Source organism: Cellulomonas soli, from assembly GCF_052036975.1.
In the GTDB taxonomy this organism is placed as follows: domain Bacteria; phylum Actinomycetota; class Actinomycetes; order Actinomycetales; family Cellulomonadaceae; genus Cellulomonas; species Cellulomonas soli_A.
On record NZ_JBQIAR010000006.1, the window covers coordinates 1 to 16,630 of the forward strand.

General features: G+C 71.3%; 13 protein-coding genes and 1 pseudogene. 10 read left to right on the forward strand and 4 right to left on the reverse strand.

Features of this window, described 5'->3' with window-relative positions; genetic code table 11:
• Together ACTHAM_RS08005 and rfbA are read left to right on the forward strand one after the other, a co-directional pair.
• Nucleotides 1-389 (forward strand): annotated as a pseudogene (locus ACTHAM_RS08005) (hypothetical protein); the annotation flags it as partial.
• Between the two features lie 26 nt (nucleotides 390-415).
• Nucleotides 416-1,285 carry a glucose-1-phosphate thymidylyltransferase RfbA gene (rfbA, locus tag ACTHAM_RS08010; RefSeq protein WP_440686154.1) on the forward strand — a complete coding sequence of 290 codons (870 nt, stop codon included), beginning with the start codon at nucleotides 416-418 and terminating at the stop codon, nucleotides 1,283-1,285.
• A 24-nt stretch (nucleotides 1,286-1,309) separates the two neighbouring features.
• Here rfbA and ACTHAM_RS08015 read toward each other — a convergent pair whose 3' ends face one another.
• From ACTHAM_RS08015 to ACTHAM_RS08025, 3 genes are all read right to left on the reverse strand, one after another.
• On the reverse strand, nucleotides 1,310-3,313 hold the full coding sequence (locus ACTHAM_RS08015; protein ID WP_440686156.1) for a hypothetical protein: 2,004 nt from the start codon (nucleotides 3,311-3,313) through the stop codon (nucleotides 1,310-1,312).
• A gap of 118 nt (nucleotides 3,314-3,431) precedes the next feature.
• Nucleotides 3,432-4,337 (reverse strand): glycosyltransferase, encoded by a 906-nt coding sequence (locus ACTHAM_RS08020; RefSeq protein ID WP_440686158.1) that lies wholly within the window; start codon nucleotides 4,335-4,337, stop codon nucleotides 3,432-3,434.
• Nucleotides 4,338-4,353: 16 nt separating this feature from the next.
• Complete coding sequence (locus tag ACTHAM_RS08025) at nucleotides 4,354-6,471, reverse strand: DUF2142 domain-containing protein (RefSeq protein ID WP_440686497.1); 2,118 nt, start codon at nucleotides 6,469-6,471, stop codon at nucleotides 4,354-4,356.
• A 133-nt stretch (nucleotides 6,472-6,604) separates the two neighbouring features.
• Between ACTHAM_RS08025 and ACTHAM_RS08030 the strand changes: the two genes are divergently transcribed.
• The 8 genes from ACTHAM_RS08030 to ACTHAM_RS08065 all read left to right on the forward strand — a co-directional run bounded on the left by ACTHAM_RS08030 (nucleotide 6,605) and on the right by ACTHAM_RS08065 (nucleotide 14,456).
• Nucleotides 6,605-7,354: a glycosyltransferase family 2 protein gene (locus tag ACTHAM_RS08030; RefSeq protein ID WP_440686160.1), complete on the forward strand. Its 750-nt coding sequence runs from the start codon at nucleotides 6,605-6,607 to the stop codon at nucleotides 7,352-7,354.
• Complete coding sequence (locus ACTHAM_RS08035) at nucleotides 7,351-7,746, forward strand: DUF2304 domain-containing protein (protein WP_440686162.1); 396 nt, start codon at nucleotides 7,351-7,353, stop codon at nucleotides 7,744-7,746. The genes ACTHAM_RS08030 and ACTHAM_RS08035 overlap by 4 nt, the downstream gene beginning before the upstream one ends.
• Nucleotides 7,736-8,767 carry a glycosyltransferase gene (locus ACTHAM_RS08040; protein WP_440686164.1) on the forward strand — a complete coding sequence of 344 codons (1,032 nt, stop codon included), beginning with the start codon at nucleotides 7,736-7,738 and terminating at the stop codon, nucleotides 8,765-8,767. The genes ACTHAM_RS08035 and ACTHAM_RS08040 overlap by 11 nt, the downstream gene beginning before the upstream one ends.
• Before the next feature lie 150 nt (nucleotides 8,768-8,917).
• The gene (gene gmd / locus ACTHAM_RS08045) at nucleotides 8,918-9,964 is read left to right on the forward strand and encodes a GDP-mannose 4,6-dehydratase (RefSeq protein ID WP_440686166.1); all 1,047 of its coding nucleotides are present in this window, start codon (nucleotides 8,918-8,920) and stop codon (nucleotides 9,962-9,964) included.
• Nucleotides 9,961-10,887: an NAD-dependent epimerase/dehydratase family protein gene (locus ACTHAM_RS08050; protein WP_440686168.1), complete on the forward strand. Its 927-nt coding sequence runs from the start codon at nucleotides 9,961-9,963 to the stop codon at nucleotides 10,885-10,887. Before gmd ends, ACTHAM_RS08050 begins: the two co-directional genes overlap by 4 nt.
• 13 nt (nucleotides 10,888-10,900) lie before the next feature.
• Nucleotides 10,901-12,097 (forward strand): DegT/DnrJ/EryC1/StrS family aminotransferase, encoded by a 1,197-nt coding sequence (locus ACTHAM_RS08055; protein WP_440686170.1) that lies wholly within the window; start codon nucleotides 10,901-10,903, stop codon nucleotides 12,095-12,097.
• Nucleotides 12,094-13,218: a glycosyltransferase family 4 protein gene (locus ACTHAM_RS08060; RefSeq protein WP_440686172.1), complete on the forward strand. Its 1,125-nt coding sequence runs from the start codon at nucleotides 12,094-12,096 to the stop codon at nucleotides 13,216-13,218. The genes ACTHAM_RS08055 and ACTHAM_RS08060 overlap by 4 nt, the downstream gene beginning before the upstream one ends.
• A 38-nt stretch (nucleotides 13,219-13,256) precedes the next feature.
• Nucleotides 13,257-14,456 carry an oligosaccharide flippase family protein gene (locus tag ACTHAM_RS08065; RefSeq protein ID WP_440686174.1) on the forward strand — a complete coding sequence of 400 codons (1,200 nt, stop codon included), beginning with the start codon at nucleotides 13,257-13,259 and terminating at the stop codon, nucleotides 14,454-14,456.
• 22 nt (nucleotides 14,457-14,478) lie between these two features.
• Here ACTHAM_RS08065 and ACTHAM_RS08070 read toward each other — a convergent pair whose 3' ends face one another.
• The gene (locus tag ACTHAM_RS08070; protein ID WP_440686176.1) at nucleotides 14,479-16,533 is read right to left on the reverse strand and encodes a hypothetical protein; all 2,055 of its coding nucleotides are present in this window, start codon (nucleotides 16,531-16,533) and stop codon (nucleotides 14,479-14,481) included.
• Between the last annotated feature and the right edge of the window lie 97 nt (nucleotides 16,534-16,630).

Consider the following 16,630-nt stretch of genomic DNA (forward strand, 5'->3'; position numbering starts at 1 on the left):
CCCACAACGTGTGCATCTACGCGATCAACACCCCCAGCGGCAACAACCCCACCCTCGCCTGCCGCACCGTCACGGTCCGCAACCAGGACCCCACCGGGTTCGTCGACACCCTCACCGGCACCCCCACCGGCATCAACCTGTCCGGATGGGTCCTCGACCCCGACAGCACCGACCCGGTCACCCTGCACATCTACGTCGACGGCACCCCCACCATCCTCAGCGCCGCCGCCCCCCGCCCCGACATCGACGCCATCTTCGGCAAGGGCCCCAACCACGGCTTCAGCACCACGATCGCTGCAAGCACCGGCACCCACAACGTGTGCATCTACGCGATCAACACCCCCAGCGGCAACAACCCCACCCTCGCCTGCCGCACCGTCACGGTCTGACCCCGCGGACCCCCTAGGCTCTCCCCATGCGCGGAATCATCCTGGCAGGCGGGTCCGGCACTCGCCTTCATCCGATCACCCTCGGCGTCAGCAAGCAGCTCGTGCCGGTCTACGACAAGCCGATGGTGTACTACCCGCTGACGACGCTGATGCTCGCGGGGATCAAGGACGTCCTCGTCATCACCACTCCGAACGACGCGGCGCAGTTCCAGAGACTGCTGCGTGACGGGTCGCAGTTCGGGATCTCGATCTCGTACGCCGTGCAGGACGTGCCGAACGGTCTGGCTCAGGCCTTCGTGCTCGGCCGGTCGTTCATCGGCGACGACGACGCAGCGCTCGTGCTGGGCGACAACATCTTCTACGGGCACGGGCTCGGATCCCAGCTGGAGCGCTTCTCCGAGCAGGACGGCGCCACAGTGTTCGCCTACCGGGTCAGCAACCCGTCGGAGTACGGGGTCGTCGAGTTCGACGCCGACGGGCGTGCACTCTCGCTGCAGGAGAAGCCGGTCAAGCCGCGGTCGAACTTCGCCGTGCCGGGTCTCTACTTCTACGACAACGACGTGGTCGAGATCGCCCGCGATCTCAAGCCATCGGCACGTGGCGAGTACGAGATCACCGACGTCAACCGCACCTACCTGGAGCAGGGGCGCCTCAGCGTCGAGCGGTTGCCCCGCGGCACCGCGTGGCTCGACACCGGCACCTTCGACTCGCTGCTCGGCGCGTCCAACTTCGTCCGCACGATCGAGGAGCGTCAGGGCACCAAGATCGGCGCACCCGAGGAGGTGGCGTGGCGGCGCGGCTTCCTGTCGGACGACGAACTGCGCGAGCGAGCCGAGCCCTTGGTCAAGTCCGGCTACGGCACATACCTGCTGGGGCTCCTGGCCGAAGAGTCCTGAGTACCGAGACCAGGCAGCCCGGGATCACCATGTCGCGACCCGGCCTGCCTGGTCCCCGGCCGCCTCTCGTACGCGCGCCACATTCACGGGGTCGACGACGACCACGGCCGAGCGGGCTCGGCGCAGGACGGTGAGTGCGTCGCCGACCGGATCCCCGACGTCCGGTCCCAGCTGACCGATCGCGGGGTTGCTGCCATCCGTCCAGCTGGCGGTCAGCGCGAGGTACCACTGCGCGGCGTGCGAGCCTCCCATACCCGGCGCCAGCGGGTCGGAGATGAACACCACGGGGCGGCCGTCCGCGACTGCGGCCCGTCGGCCCACGCCCGGAGCCATGGCTGCCTGGACCACCCTGTCCGTGGCGGGGTTCGGCAGGTCGACGGCCTGCTGGAGCGCATCGCGGACGGCCCACCCGCCGGTGGGCACCGCCCGCCAGGGGACAAGACTGCCGAACGCCTGGGTCACCGCCACCGCGGCGAGCACCGCGAGCGGAAGCGCCAGGCGCCTGCTCCTCCGGGTGGGCGCGGGCCGTAGCGCGAGAGTCGTGCCGAGCACGACGGCGACGACGCCCGTCCCGGCTGCGACGACACCCGTCGAGTACTTCCAGAAGTAGTAGCTCACCCACCCGGCGTCGCGCAGTTGCCACCACGCGAGCAGACCGGCGCTGGCCAGCCCCACGACCGGCACGACGACCAGAGCGATGCAGCGGAGCACACGCCCGCGCCGAGCCAGCGGTCCGGCCCAGGGCCGCGCGGCCGCCAGCACCAGCGGTAGCAGCAGGGCGGCCGCCGCCAACCAGCCGAGCTCGCGCAGCGCAGGCGGGCGGATCGCTCCGCCGAGCACGAGCTGGTCGGACAGCTGCGTACCGGCCAGCAGGCCCAGGGCCGTCCCGACGCCGAGCGTCGTGACGATCCCGACCGCCCAGGTGACCGCGACGGCGCCCCTCGTCCCCCGCCACCGGCGGCGGTCGAGCGGCACGACGCACGGGACGACGAAGGCGGCCGCGACAAGCAGCAGCAACGCCCACGACTGCGCGACCCCGACGACCGCGGCGCCGATCGCGGCGACGTGGAACGGCTGATGCACTCGCTCGAGCTGGACGGCCAGGGCGGGCAGGACCGCCAGGAAGCCACAGCACAGAAGCAGGTTGGGGAAGCCGTCGAGCAGGATCCTGGCTCCCGGGCCGAGCAGAAGAACGCACGCCGGCAGGAGCGCGATCGGCCACAGCCCGGCCCGGTTGCGCAGACCCGGCAGCGCGCACACCGCGGAGGTCACGAGCACGCAGGTCAACACCGTGAGCACGGCGAGGGCATGCGCGTACACCACCAGCTCGACATCGGCCGAGAGCGGTCGCGGACCCAGCTGCGCCTCGGTCACGGTCGCGAGAACCGCTGCCGCACCCGGCGGGTAGCCGGAGTACGCCCAGGTCGTCCCGTCGGGCGGCGGGTCCAGCAACGCCGCGACGACACCGTGCTGGCGGAGCATCTGCGCCATCGCGTAGTGCGCGGAGTGGTCCCAGCCGAGCACGAACATCCGCATCGCCTCGCCTGCGTTGGCGACCTTCCACCACGGCGCCACCACGTATGCCGCGAGGAGCGCGGTGAGCCCCATGGGTGCGTCGGACAGGCGCGTGCGAGGAACGAGGCGGCGCGCACGAGTACCCACGCGGCCCGGCACCCACCACATCCAGGTGACGAGCACGCCCAGCACTGCGGCACTGACCAGCGTGACCCGGCCCGCGTCCCTGGGGACGGGCAGCCACCACGCCAGTGAGAGCATCCCGAGCGCGATGGTCCCGTTGAGCAGGACCCGACGTGACAGGTCGCGAGCGCTCGGCACGGCGAGCAGTGAGAGCGCGACCAGGAGTAGACCCGGGGCCCCCAGGAGCAGACCCGAGAGGCGTCCTGCGACCACGGCTCCGGCCGTCAGCACCCCGAGGAACACCGCCCCCGTGACCCGCCGGGCCGACGGACGCGCCGCTCGCACCGGAACCAGCACGCGCACGTCCTGGGCTTCGCTGACGGAGCTCACCGGGCGTTCATCCGACCAGCCCGAAGGCCCTCCTCGGAGCAGAGGGGGTTCCCCATGCGTTCCTCCATGCGTGTCGTGCGCGTCGTCGAGCAGGTATGGGGACGGCGGGGGTCCGGCGTCACGCCTCGGGAGTGCGGCCTGCCACCTGGTAGCGGGCCGGGAGTGGACGACCGGCGGCCCCGTCGCGCAGCCCGCCGAGCAGGGCGCCGAGCCGTCGGAACCGCGGCGGCTCGAACAGCAGGATCGTCAGCGCCCAGTACCCGACGATCGCGGCCCACTGGATGGACCATCCCCGAGCCCTGGCGCCGTGCTCGCGCAGCATCACCGCGGAGTTGCGCCCGATCCAGTACAGGCGCCACGTCGCGTGGTGCGTGGCCCGCAGCCGGAACGGCCCCCGGCCGTGCCACCGGGTCTCGCCCAGCTCGTGGGGCAGCAGCACGGTCCGGTCCTGCACCACTCGCCACCCTGCCGCGCGGGTCCTCAGGCAGAACTCCTGGTCCACGCAGTCGACGAAGAAGTCCTCGCGGAACGGCCCGACCTCGTCGATGAGCGTGCGCCGCAGCAGCATGCCGGACGTGATCACGGCCCCGAGGTCGGCCAGCTGCGGACGGCGCGCGGCGCGCGGATCCAGGTACCTGCCCGCCTCGGCATCCCACGGCGCGGGGGCGACGATCCCGATCGAGGGGTCCTCGTCGAGCCGGGCGCGAAGGCGGCTCACCATGTCCGTCGGGATCGTCGAGTCCTGGTCCAGGAGCAGGACCAGCGCATGGTCTGGGTGTCGTGCGATCCCGGCGTTCAGAGCCGCGGCGAGCCCGGAGTTGTAGCCCATGGCCACGATCTCCACCTGGTCCGACGGCGGCAGGACGTCCGCCGCTCCGGCGGCTCCAACCGGGGTGTTGTCGACGACGACCACGACGTCGACCTGGTCCGCGGCCGAGGCCACGACGGCCGCGAGCCCCGGTCCGGGCAGGTACGAGGTCACGACCGCGACGGTCGCGCCCTGGTCCGCGGTCTGCCTCTTCACTGGTGGTTGGTCCCGTTCACAGGTAGTAGTGACGCGCGATGACGGCGATGGACACGAGGTGGAGCGCCAGCACGAGGCCGGCGAGGCTCCATGCGGTGATCGCGGCGGCCCGGGCCCGCGGCACGAACCGCTGGACCAGCAGGACCGGCAGCGCCAGCAGCACCGGCACCACCATCAGGAGGTATCGGCCCTGCAGCAGGTCGGTGCGTCCGGTCGACCGGAAGAACAGGTACTCGATGGCGTACATCCCGAGCAACGACAGCACGCCCGTGCCGACGCACAAGGTCACCAGTCGGTCCAGGCGACGCTGCTCCTGGTCGCGACTGCGCCACCGACGGACGACGGCGACGAACCAGGCGACGACAGCGACCCCGAGCGCCAGGTACGACCACCACAGGATCTCGTAGGCGAGCTGCGGCAGAGGCGTGTTGACCCAGCCGAAGTTGCCCCAGAACTGGGTCACCCACAGGCCGCGGAACTCGACGAACCCAGGGTCCCACTGGGTGGCCAGGTACGTGACCGGGTCACGGGGCACAGGATCGGCGGACGTCGGGAACCCGATCCCCGAACCGATCCCCAGCGCGCGGGAGAGCACGGTCCACAGACCGTATGTGCCCGCCACGCCGAGAGCGGCGAGCAGCGGCTCCCCCACCAGACGACGCCAGTCCGTCACCCGGTGCTGGACCTTTCCGAACACCCATCCGATCGCGACGGGGAACAGGGCGATGGCCCCGAACGGCTTGCCGAGAGCACCGAGTCCCACGGCGGCGCCCGCCGCCAGCATCACCCACGGGGCCCGTGCCGAGCGCACCAGGCGCGCGCCGAGCCACAGGGCGGCGAATCCGCAGGTGATGACCCATCCGTCGTTGTTCACGATCGCGAACTGGTGCGCCAGCATGGGCTGCAGCGCCACGGCCACGACGACGCCCGCCCGCGTCCACCGCTGCAACGGGAAGAGCTCCCCGGCGAAGAGCCACGCGAACGCGATCGCCAGCGCCCCCAGGAGCGCGGACCACAGCCGCACGGCCTGCACCTGCGACACGGTGTCGTCGCCCGCAGCCAGGTAGAAGACGGCGGCGGGACCGTAGTAGGTGGGCGGGTAGGACGCGGCAGGACCCGTCCCGTCGGAGTCGGTGCCCGCCGCACCGTCGGCGGCCAGCAGCGCGTCGACGGCGGCCTCGCCGTAGTCGGGCCGGTCGGTGGGCCGGTGCGACGAGACGTGCATGGCCTCCGTCGCGACACCCATCGACTCCGAGTAGGCGCCGTACCGGTGCTCGGTGGTGTTCCAGACCGGCAGGCGCCCCTCCTCCGCGATGTACTGCACGTTGGCGAAGTGCGCACCCTCGTCCATGCCCTGCAACGGCGGGATGAGTGCGGCCCACACGACCCCGCGGACCAGGACCATCACGACGAGCGCGACGAGCCCCCACCGCGGTCGTGCCACGAGCAGACCCAGGGCACCCACCGCGACGAGGCACAGGAGCGCGAGCGCGCCGGGGGCGCCCCAGGGCGCCGCGTAGTCGCCCATGCGGTCGAGGACCAGCGCGACCCGGTCCCCGATGCGTCGACCTGGGTCGTAGTAGGTCATGAACGAGTCGGTACCCCGGGTGGACTCCCACACCGAGGGGCCCACGACACTGCCGGGGGTGACCTCCAGCGTGAGGTCGTAGGACTGACCGGCCGAGTCCTCGATCGGGTCGAACGCCAGGATCGTCGTCGGCTCGTTGTCCGGGATGCCACCGCACGGCACGGTGCCCGTCGCGACCGTCTGCGAGCCGTCGCGGAGGGTCGCGCGCAGGTCGCAGCTGATCGTGCCCTGGTAGGTCGCGAGGACGGCCCGGATCTCGCTGAGCCGGTCGTCGCGCGCGCGGACCGTGAACTCCTGCGGCTCACCGGGGAGGATGGCCGGCTCCGGGGTCGCGAGGTCGAAGTGCTCGGTCACGTCGGCGCGGACCGCGCCTGCGGGCTGGACGAGCACCAGCGCCGTGCCGGCCATCACGACCACGGCGGCCACCGCGATCCACAGCACGCGCGAACGGCTCCACCACCGACGCCGGAGCGGCGGGGCCGCTGGTCCGACCTCCTGCTGCGCCTGTCCCTGATCGGGCTCGGGCAACGCGGTGTCCTCGGCCATCTCGCGCAACGCGCGTTCCCTTCGTCGACGACCCGGCATGCGGCCGGCGAGCGGGTACCGAGTCTCTCACAGCGCCCGCTGCCCACGGGGCGAACCGTCTGGATCGCAGACGGCTTCGGCTAGAGTCGGGCCCGTGACAGCGCCACCCCGAGTTCTCGCCGTGCTACCCGCGTGGAACGAGGAGGCATCGCTCCCGCTGGTCCTCGAGGAGCTCCGCGCGGCCGCGCCGGACGTCGACGTCCTCGTGGTCTCCGACGGCTCCACCGACCGGACCGTGGCGAGCGCACGCGCGGCGGGCGTCCGGGTGCTCGACCTGCCGATCAACCTCGGCGTCGGCGGCGCCATGCGGGCCGGTTTCAAGTTCGCCCTGGCGAACGGGTACGACGCCGTGGTGCAGTGCGACGCCGACGGCCAGCACGATCCGCTGGACATCCCCCGCCTCGTCGAGGTGGCCGCCGAGACCGGAGCCGACGTGGTCATCGGCGCGCGGTTCGCGGGAGCCGGCGACTACTCGGCCCGCGGGCCTCGCAGGTGGGCCATGCGGCTGCTGTCCACCGTGCTGTCCCGCCTCGTCGGGACCACGCTCACCGACACGACCTCCGGGTTCAAGCTCTCTGGGCCCCGCGCGGTGGCACTGTTCGCCCGTGAGTACCCGGCCGAGTACCTCGGGGACACCATCGAGGCGCTCGTCATCGCTCACCGCGCCGGTCTCACGGTGCACCAGCTGCCCGTCGTGATGCGACCGCGCGCAGCCGGCGAACCGTCGCACAGCCCGTGGAGGGCCGGGATCTTCCTCGCCCGGGCGGGGCTCGCCCTGGCCGTCGCGCTCTCCCGGCCGACGCCGCGCCCGACCACCACGCACGACCTGGTCACCGCGGCATGAGCGGCTACCTGTTCGCCCTGGCCGGGGCCCTGGTCACGCTCGTCTTCATCCTGCAGCTGCTGCGTCGCCGCCGGCTGCGGGAGAAGTACGCCGGCACCTGGCTGGTCGTCTCGCTCGCCATCATCGTCCTGGCGGCGTTCCCCGGGCTGGCCGTGCGGCTCGCGGACCTCGTCGGGGTCGAGACGCCGTCCAACCTGCTCTTCGCGGCGAGCCTCATCGTGCTCCTCCTGGTCTCCGTCCAGCTCAGCACGGAGACCTCGACGCTGGAGGAGGAGACGCGGACGATCGCGGAGCACGTGGCGATGCTGGACGAGCGGCTCGGTCGGCTCGAGGCCGACAGCACCACGCCCGCCAGCCCGCCTCAGCCGCACGCGCACGACGATGTGCCCTGAGGTCGCCGCGGTCTCGGTCGTCATGCTGGCGTTCGGCGACGAGCCGTACCTCGCGGACGCCGTCGCAGCGGTCCTGGCCTCCGTCGAGGTCGACGTCGAGCTCGTCCTGGTGGACAACGGTGCGGCCGGCGACTCCGTGGAGCGCGCGCTGCGCGGCACCGACGGCCGGGTGCGGCTCCTCACGCCGCCGACGAACCTCGGGTTCACCGGTGGCGTCAACCTCGGAGTCAGCGAGACGACGGCTCCTGTCGTCGCGCTCGTGAACTCGGACGCGATCGTCCAGCCGCGCGCCCTGGCCGAGCTCGTCCGCGCCCTCGACGACCCGGAGGTGGGTCTGGTGAGCGGTCTCGTCCGGCTCGCGGCGAGCCCGGACCAGGTCAACACCGTCGGCAACCCGGTGCACGTGCTGGGCCTGTCGTGGGCCGGCCACCTGGGCGACCCCGTCGCCGATCACCAGCAGGCGGTCGACATCGCCTCGGTGACCGGCGCGACGATGGCGATCCGGCGCACGGTCTGGGACGCCCTGGGTGGTTTCCCGGAGGAGTACTTCGCCTACCTGGAGGACCTCGAGCTCAGCTGGCGCGCCTGGCAGCGTGGGCTGAGGGTGCGGTTCGTCCCGACGGCGGTCTCCGACCACCACTACGAGTTCAGCCGAAGCCCGTTGAAGATGTACCTGGTCGATCGCAACAGGCTCCTCTTCGTCCTCACGTGCTACTCCGGCAGGACGCTGGCTCTGCTGGCGCTCCCCCTCGTCGCCTTCGACATCGCCCTGCTCGCCGTCTCCGTCGCCCAGGGCTGGGGGCGGCAGTGGTGGAAGGCCAGGGTGTGGGTCCTGAGCCACCCGGGGTGGTTGCGGTCTCGACGCCGGACGGTGCAGTCCGCACGCCTGGTGGCAGACGCCGCGCTCGTGCCCCGATGGACCGACACGTTCGACACGACGCAGATGCCGCTGCCGCCCGGCGGCGGTGCCATCGAGAAGGTCCTCCAGCTCTACTGGCGGCTCGTGCGGCGTGCCGTCTGACCCCGGCGCGGCCTCGTCCGGACACCTTTCGTGTGAGCGGCACCGGCGCCGCGCGAGCGCCGGTGCCGCTCACCGCACACCCCACCGTGTGCCAGAATCTGTGGCCGTATCGCCTGACCGGCCGAACCGCGACGAAGAATGGATGCCGAAATGAAGAAGGCGCTGGTGACCGGAATCACCGGTCAGGACGGTTCGTACCTGGCGGAGCTCCTGCTGGAGAAGGGCTACGAGGTCCACGGGATCGTCCGGCGCTCCAGCACGTTCAGCACCGATCGCATCGAGCACGTCTACAAGGACCCGCACGACCCTGAGGCGCACCTCTTCCTCCACTACGGCGACCTGAGCGACGGTACGGGCCTGCGCCACATCATCGAGAAGGTCGAGCCTTCCGAGGTCTACAACCTCGCGGCGCAGTCGCACGTCGGTGTGTCGTTCTTCCAGTCGGAGTACACGGCTGACGTGGACGCGCTCGGGACGCTGCGGCTGCTCGAGGCGATCCGCGACTACTCGCAGCGGACCGGGCGCGAGGTGCGCTTCTACCAGGCCGGCACCTCCGAGCAGTTCGGCTCCACCCCGCCCCCGCAGTCGGAGACCTCCCCCATGCACCCGCGGAGCCCGTACGCGGTGGCGAAGCTGTTCTCGTACTGGCAGACGATCAACTACCGCGAGTCGTACGGACTGTTCGCCTCGAACGGCATCCTCTTCAACCACGAGTCCGAGCGCCGCGGCGAGACGTTCGTGACGCGCAAGATCACGCGGGCAGCGACGCGGATCTCGCTGGGGCTCCAGGACAAGCTCTACCTGGGCAACCTCGACGCCAAGCGCGACTGGGGTCACGCACGGGACTACGTCGAGGCCATGTGGCGCATCCTCCAGCACGACACCCCCGACGACTTCGTCGTGGCCACCGGGCAGATGTACTCCGTGCGCGAGTTCGTCGAGAAGGTCTTCGGTCGGCTCGGCCTCGACTGGACGAAGTACGTCGAGATCGACCCCCGGTACTTCCGACCCGCGGAGGTCGAGGCGCTCCAGGGCGACGCGACCAAGACGCGCACCGTGCTCGGCTGGGAGCCGAAGGTCGACCTCGACGAGCTCGTGCGGCTCATGGTGGACAACGACCTGGAGCTCGCGCGCCAGGAGCGCACCCTCCGCGACGCGGGGCACGTCGTGGCGGCACGATCCGGGGCCAACGATTGACGAAGCGCGTCTACGTCGCCGGCCACCGCGGGCTGCTCGGGTCGGCGCTGACCCGGGCGGTCCTGCGGTCCGGTGACGAGTGCGTCCATCCGGACGAGCACGTCGACTTCCGCGACCGTGAGCGAACCGGCGCCGCCCTGGCCGCCGCCCGACCCGACGTGGTCGTGCTGGCGGCAGGGCGCGTCGGCGGCCTCGGTGCGAACCTCGCGGAGCCGGTCTCGTTCCTCGACGACAACCTGCTCATCCAGTCGAACGTCCTCGCGGCCAGCCTGAGTGCGGGTGTCGAGCGCCTGCTGTTCATCGGGAGCGCCAACGCGTACCCGGCCGCCGCGCCCCAGCCGATCTCGGAGAGTTCCCTCGAGGAGGGTCCGCTGGACCCGTCGACCAGGTCCTACGGCCTGGCCAAGCTCGCCGGCGTGCGCCTGTGCGACGCGTACAGCACGCAGCACGGCGTGACCTATCACTCGGTCATGCCCTGCAACCTGTACGGCCCGGGTGACCGGTTCGACCCCCAGACGGCCCACGTCGTGGCGGCCACGCTGCGCCGCTTCGGCCACGCGGTGGCGAACGGCATCGACGAGGTGGTCGTCTGGGGCTCGGGCAACCAACGCCGCCAGCTCCTGCTCGCGGACGACCTCGCGGACGCCTGCATGGTCCTCCTGGACCAGGCGGAGCCGCCGTCGATCGTCAACGCGGGTCCTGTCGGGGACACCTCGATCCGCGAGCTCGCCGAGCTCGCGGCGTCGGTCGTGGGATTCGACGGTGCGATAGCCTTCGACACCACGAAGCCCGAGGGTGTCCTGCGCCGTGAGCTCGACACGACACGCATGCACCAGCTCGGATGGCAGCCTCGGCACACGCTCGAGGAAGGCCTCTGTTCGACGTGGAAGTGGTACGTCGAGCAGCACGACAAGCCCCTGTAACGGAGACCCCTGCATGACCGCGTCGCCTCGCGAGATCCGCTATTCCCTGTCGCAGTCGTCATGGGACGACGCCGAGTACGACGCGCTCCAGCGCGTCATCGCCAGCGGCCAGTTCACCATGGCGGCCGAGACCGCCGAGTACGAGCGGGTCTTCGCGCAGTACCTCGGAACGCCCTACTGCGTGGCGGTCAACTCCGGCAGCACCGCGAACCTGCTGATGGCGGCGGCCCTGCGGTACCGCAAGGAACGGCCGCTCCAGCCGGGTGACGAGGTCATCGTCCCCGCCGTGTCGTGGCCGACGACGTACTACCCGCTGAGCCAGTACGGCCTGCGCCTGAAGTTCGTCGACATCGACGCCGAGACGCTCAACTACGACCTCGACGCACTCGAGGCGGCCGTCACCGACCGGACGCGCCTCGTGATGGTGGTGAACCTGCTCGGGAACTCCAACGACTTCGAGCGCATCCGCGCCATCTGCGAGCCGCGCGGCATCGAGTTCATCGAGGACAACTGCGAGTCGCTGGGCGCGCGGTTCCAGGGCCGGCAGTGCGGTACGCACGGGCTGATGGGGAGCTTCAGCGGCTTCTTCTCGCACCACATCTCCACGATGGAGGGCGGCGTCATCTGCACCGCCGACGAGGAGCTGTACCACATCCTCCTCTCGCTGCGCGCGCACGGGTGGACCCGGAACCTGCCGAAGTTCAACCACGTCACGGGTGAGAAGAGCGACGACCCCTTCGAGGAGTCGTTCAAGTTCGTGCTCCCGGGCTACAGCGTGCGCCCGCTCGAGATGAGCGCGGCCGTCGGCATCGAGCAGGTGGCCAAGCTCCCCCGGTTCATCGACGAGCGCCGCCGCAACGCAGCCCGGTACCTCGAGCTCATGTCCCGGTACCCGGACTTCATCACCCAGCGCGAGATCGGCGAGTCGAGCTGGTTCGGCTTCAGCATGGTCGTGCGGCCAGGGGCACCCTTCGGTCGAGCCGAGGTGGTCCGGGCGCTCCAGGCGGCGGGTATCGAGTGCCGACCGATCGTCGCCGGCAACTTCGCCAAGAACCCGGTCATGCGGTGGCTCGACCACGAGGTCCACGCCTCCCTCAGCAACGCCGACCTGATCGACACCAACGGCCTCTTCGTCGGCAACCGTGAGGGCGACCTCGACGCCGAGCTCGCCCTCCTGGCGTCCGTCCTGGACGAGCTGGTCGGAGCGTGACCGGGGAACGACGACCGCATGTGCTGGTCGACATGCTGTTCTGGACGGGCACCAAGGGCGGGATCGAGACCTACGCCCGCGAGCTCTACTCGGCCTTGCGCGAGACCGACCGGTTCTCGTTCACCGCGCTCGCCAGCACCGAGTTCGCGGCGAGCGACACGTCGTGGTTCCCGGGCACCGTGGTCGACTCCGGCATCAGCGGCAACATCGCCGGGCTGAACCGTCTGCGCTGGTCGTGGGAGGAGCTGTTCGGGGTCTCCCGCTGGGCTCGACGCCTCCACGCGGACCTCATCCACTGCCCGTCGCTGCTGGGGCCGCGTCGCCCGCCCGTCCCGTCCGTGGTGTCGATGCACGACCTGCTCTACTGGACGAACCCCGAGCACATGCCGTCGCAGCTCTTCGTCAAGCCTGCGCAGTGGATGGAGTCGATGGTCGCGTCGGGCGCGACCAGGATGATCACCATCAGCGAGTCGTCGGCCCGTGACATCGACAAGCACCTCGGCTTCCCGCGCGAGCGTCTCGATGTCATCCCCCTGGCGGGCTCCGTCAGGGAGTCCGCGGCCCGTCTGCGCACCGGCACACCGCAGAACGTGATCCTGGCGACCGGGAACCGCCTCGGCCACAAGAACTGGGGCTCCCTGATCCGTGCGTTGCCCCTGGTGCCGGAGGACGTGCGGCCCCGCCTGGTCATCACGGGCAGCAAGGGCGACGACCCGCTCGTGCCGATCGTCGACGAGGTGGGCATGCAGGACTGGGTCGACCTGAGGGGTTGGGTCACGTCGGAGGAGATGGACCAGCTCCTGGCCAGTTCCGCCGCCCTGGCGATCCCCTCGTTCCACGACGGGTTCTGCCTCCCGGCGCTCGACGCCATGCTGATCGGACTCCCCGTCCTGCTCAGCGACATCCCGGTCTACCGGGAGGTCGGCGGGGACGCCGCCATCTACGTCGACCCGCACTCGCTGGAGTCGATCGCTGAGGGGATGACGGTCGTCGCGACCGACCCGGACCGCATGGCTCGTGCCGCAGAGCTCGGCCGCGAGCAGGCGGCCCGCTTCTCGTGGCCGTCCACGGCCGCGCGGACCCTGGATGTCTTCGACAAGGCCCTGGCACCGTCCGCATGAGTCAGGTCACGCGGTCTGCCCCCCTGCATCGGCTCTCCTTGCTCTCGCTGATCGGGGGGGCGGCCTCGGGCGTCGGGATGTTCGTGCTGAACATCGTCGTGGCACGGTCGACGAGTCCGAGCGGGTTTGCGGACTTCGCGTTCTTCCTGGCTCTGTCGCAGGTGTGGTTCATCCTCACCGTCGCGGGTCTGGAGCTGGCCGCGCCTCGGCTCCTGGCACGGCATCCTGCCGAGCAGCACGGCGAGGCCGTCGGCAGCATCCTCGCGCTGGCGTCGGTCCTGGCGCTTGTCGCCTGCCTCGTCGCCGCGATCGCAGCTGATCCGCTCGCGGGACTGACGAAGTCGTCACGCGCCCTCGTGGTCATGGCCGCCGCGTTCGGTATCGCGACGGGTTGGCGGGCGATCGGGGAACGCATGACTGCTGCCGTCGGGCGGGTCGGCGCGGTCGCTGCGGTCAAGTCCGTGGAGGCGAGCATCATCGTCACGGGCGCGCTCGCCGCCGCGCTCCTGGTGGGTGGCCCTTCGTGGAGCGTGTTCGCCGGCCTGGTGGTCGTAGCTGCGTTCCTTGCGGTCGGCGCCTATCTCGCGCTCGTCCGCCACCGGACTGGCCCGTGGAGGACGACCGCGCACACGCGGCGCCAGCTCGTCTCGTTCGCCCGCTACGCCGCACCGACGACAGTGTTCGCCGTGGCGATCGTGTACATCGACAAGTTCGCCATGCGGATCGGCGGCACCGATCTGCAGTATGCGCAGTACTCCGCGTACTTCTCCGGATCCGTCCTTCTGGCCGCCCAGGCGGTCTTCGTGCTGCAGAGCGTGGTCCTACCTGCCACCGTTCGTGCCGCGTCCGGCGCGCAGGTGCGCCACCAGATCTTCAGGCTGCTCCCGCTGCTCGCAGTCGGGCTGCCCGTCCTCTACATGTGCTCCGGCTGGACCGTGCTGAAGGTCCTCGGCCCGAACTACCACTACCTGCTGGCCGAGGGCGTGCTCTTCGCCTGCTGGGCCACGCTCTACACGATCAACATCCTCGGGATGACGGCGTGCGTCGGCCGGTCCTCCCGAGCCATGCGCCGGGAGTCCCTCGTGCTGGTGGCACGGGTGCTGCTCGCCGCCGGCGCGCTCGGAGGGCTGATCGCCGCCGACCGGATCAGCATCACGTCCGTCGTGCTCGTCATGGTCACGCTCGAGCTGTGCGAGACCGCCAACGTCGTGACGATGATGCGGCGCTACCTCGTCTGACGGCGGTCCACGCCACCCGAGATCACCAGGTGTAGACCCGGTTGGCCATCGGGCCCGCCGCGGCACGGACCTGCTCGACGTGCGCGGGGTCCACCACGACGACAGCGTCCGGGTCGGCGCCCAGGATCGTGACGGCCATCGAGGCCGGTTCCTGCGTGGTGAGGCCGAGCAGCCCGAGCGACGGGTTGGCCCCGTCGGTCCAGGCGCCCGTGAGCGCGAGGTACCACTGCCCGGCCTGGGCAGCGAAGAGACCTGGTGCGTCCGGGTCGGACAGCAGGACGGCGTGACCGGCCACGAGCGGGGGCGCGGGTACTCGCGCGGCCTCGACGAGCCGCTGCGCGGCCGCTGACGGGTCGACCGACCCGACGCTCAGTGCGCCACGGGCAGGCATGGCGGGCGACAGCGGCGTGAACGGGGCGGGGATGTGCGCGGGAGCGGCGAAGCCGAACGCCTGCGTCACGACCAGCGCCGCGACCGAGGCGGCCGGCCACGCGAGACGCGGGGCACGCGTCCGGTTCGGGCGAGCGACGACGGCCAGGACGACGCACACCGCCACGACGGAGGACGCCGTGACGCTCGCCGCGATCGCGTACTTCCAGAAGTAGTAGCTGAGCGCACCCGTCGAACGGGTCTGCCACCAGGCAAGGGCCAGTGCACCGCCGGCCCCCACGAGGGCCACGGCAAGGAGCGCGACGCCACGGGTCACACTGCCGGCCCCGGACGTGAGCCGGCCGCGGGCCTTGAGCACCCACAGGACCACGGGCGCCAGGACCGCCGCGCCGCAGATCGCGACGACCTGCCGCAGCGATGGTGCGTTGACTCCCCCGCCGAGGGTCAGCTGGCGGCCGAGGTCGGTACCCGCCAGCAGCATCAGCGCACGGGCGGTCGCGCCTGCGGTGACCGCGGCGATGACGCCCGTCGACCAGAGGCGGGCGCGGGACCCGTGCCAGCGTCGCCTGGCCCACGGGAGCAGGGCGGGCACGGCGAAGGCCCCGGCCACGGGGAGCAGCAGAGCCCACGAGTGCGCGACGCCCACGACCGCAGCGCCGAGAGAGAGCAGGACCACGGGCAGGTGCACACGCTCGAGCAGCACGACGAGCGCGGGCAGCACGGCGAGGAAGCCGATGGCGACCATCAAGTTCGGGAAACCGTCGAGGAGCAGCCGCGCCCCGGGGCCGAGGGCCAGGACGGTGACGGGGACGAGAGAGAGCGGGAGCACGAGGGGGCGGCGACGGGCACCGGGGATCGAGCACACGGCCGCCGCGGCAAGGATGCACACCACGACGGCCAGGAACCCCAGACCGTGCGCGTAGGCGACGAGCTCCTCCCTCACCGGGCCCACGGCGCTACCGCGCTGAGTCTCGACGAGCGCGGCGAGAACCGCGTGGGTGCCCTGGGGGTAGCTCGCGTAGGACCAGTGCTGGCCGTCCGGCGCCGGACCGAGCGTCGACGTCAGAACCCCGTGCACGCGGATCATGTGCGTCATCGCGTAGTGAGCGGAGTGATCCCACCCGAGCGCGAGGGCCCCGAGCGCCGAGGCGCCCTCACGCAGACGCCACCACGGCGTGACGATCGCTGCCGTCCCGAGCCCGGCGAGCAGCGGGCCGAGGTCGGCGAGCGCCACCTGCGGGACCAGCCTGCGTGACCGCGCACGGATCGAGGGCCCGCCGCCGACCCATCCCACGAGCACACCGGTGGTGATCGCCATCAGCAAGGTCACCCGCCCGAGCGGATCGACCGGAAGCCGGACCCACCACAGCAGAGGGAGCCATCCGAGGGTGATGGTCGCGTTGAGCAGGATCCGGCGGGACAGCAGCCGTGAGCTCGGCACCGCAAGCACGAGCAGCGAGCACAGACCGAGCCCCCACCACCCCTCGAGGATCCCGGCCGTGCGGAGCGCGGCGATAGCGGTCGCGGTCAGGAGACCCAGCAGAACGCCCCGCGCGCGCCGGCGCGCGTCCGCGCGCGGGGTCTCGGCGGAGACAGGGTCGACGGCCGGGAGCCGGGCCGGGACGTCGCGGGTACTGACCAGCAGGTCGGCCGTGACGCCACTCAACGAGGCTGCGCCCTCCGACATGTGTGCTCAAGACCCCTTCGCGCAGCGTCGACCACACGGCCGACGGACGGCCCGATCCTCCCACAGGGGAGGCAGGCGCCAGGGCCGTAGCGGGCAC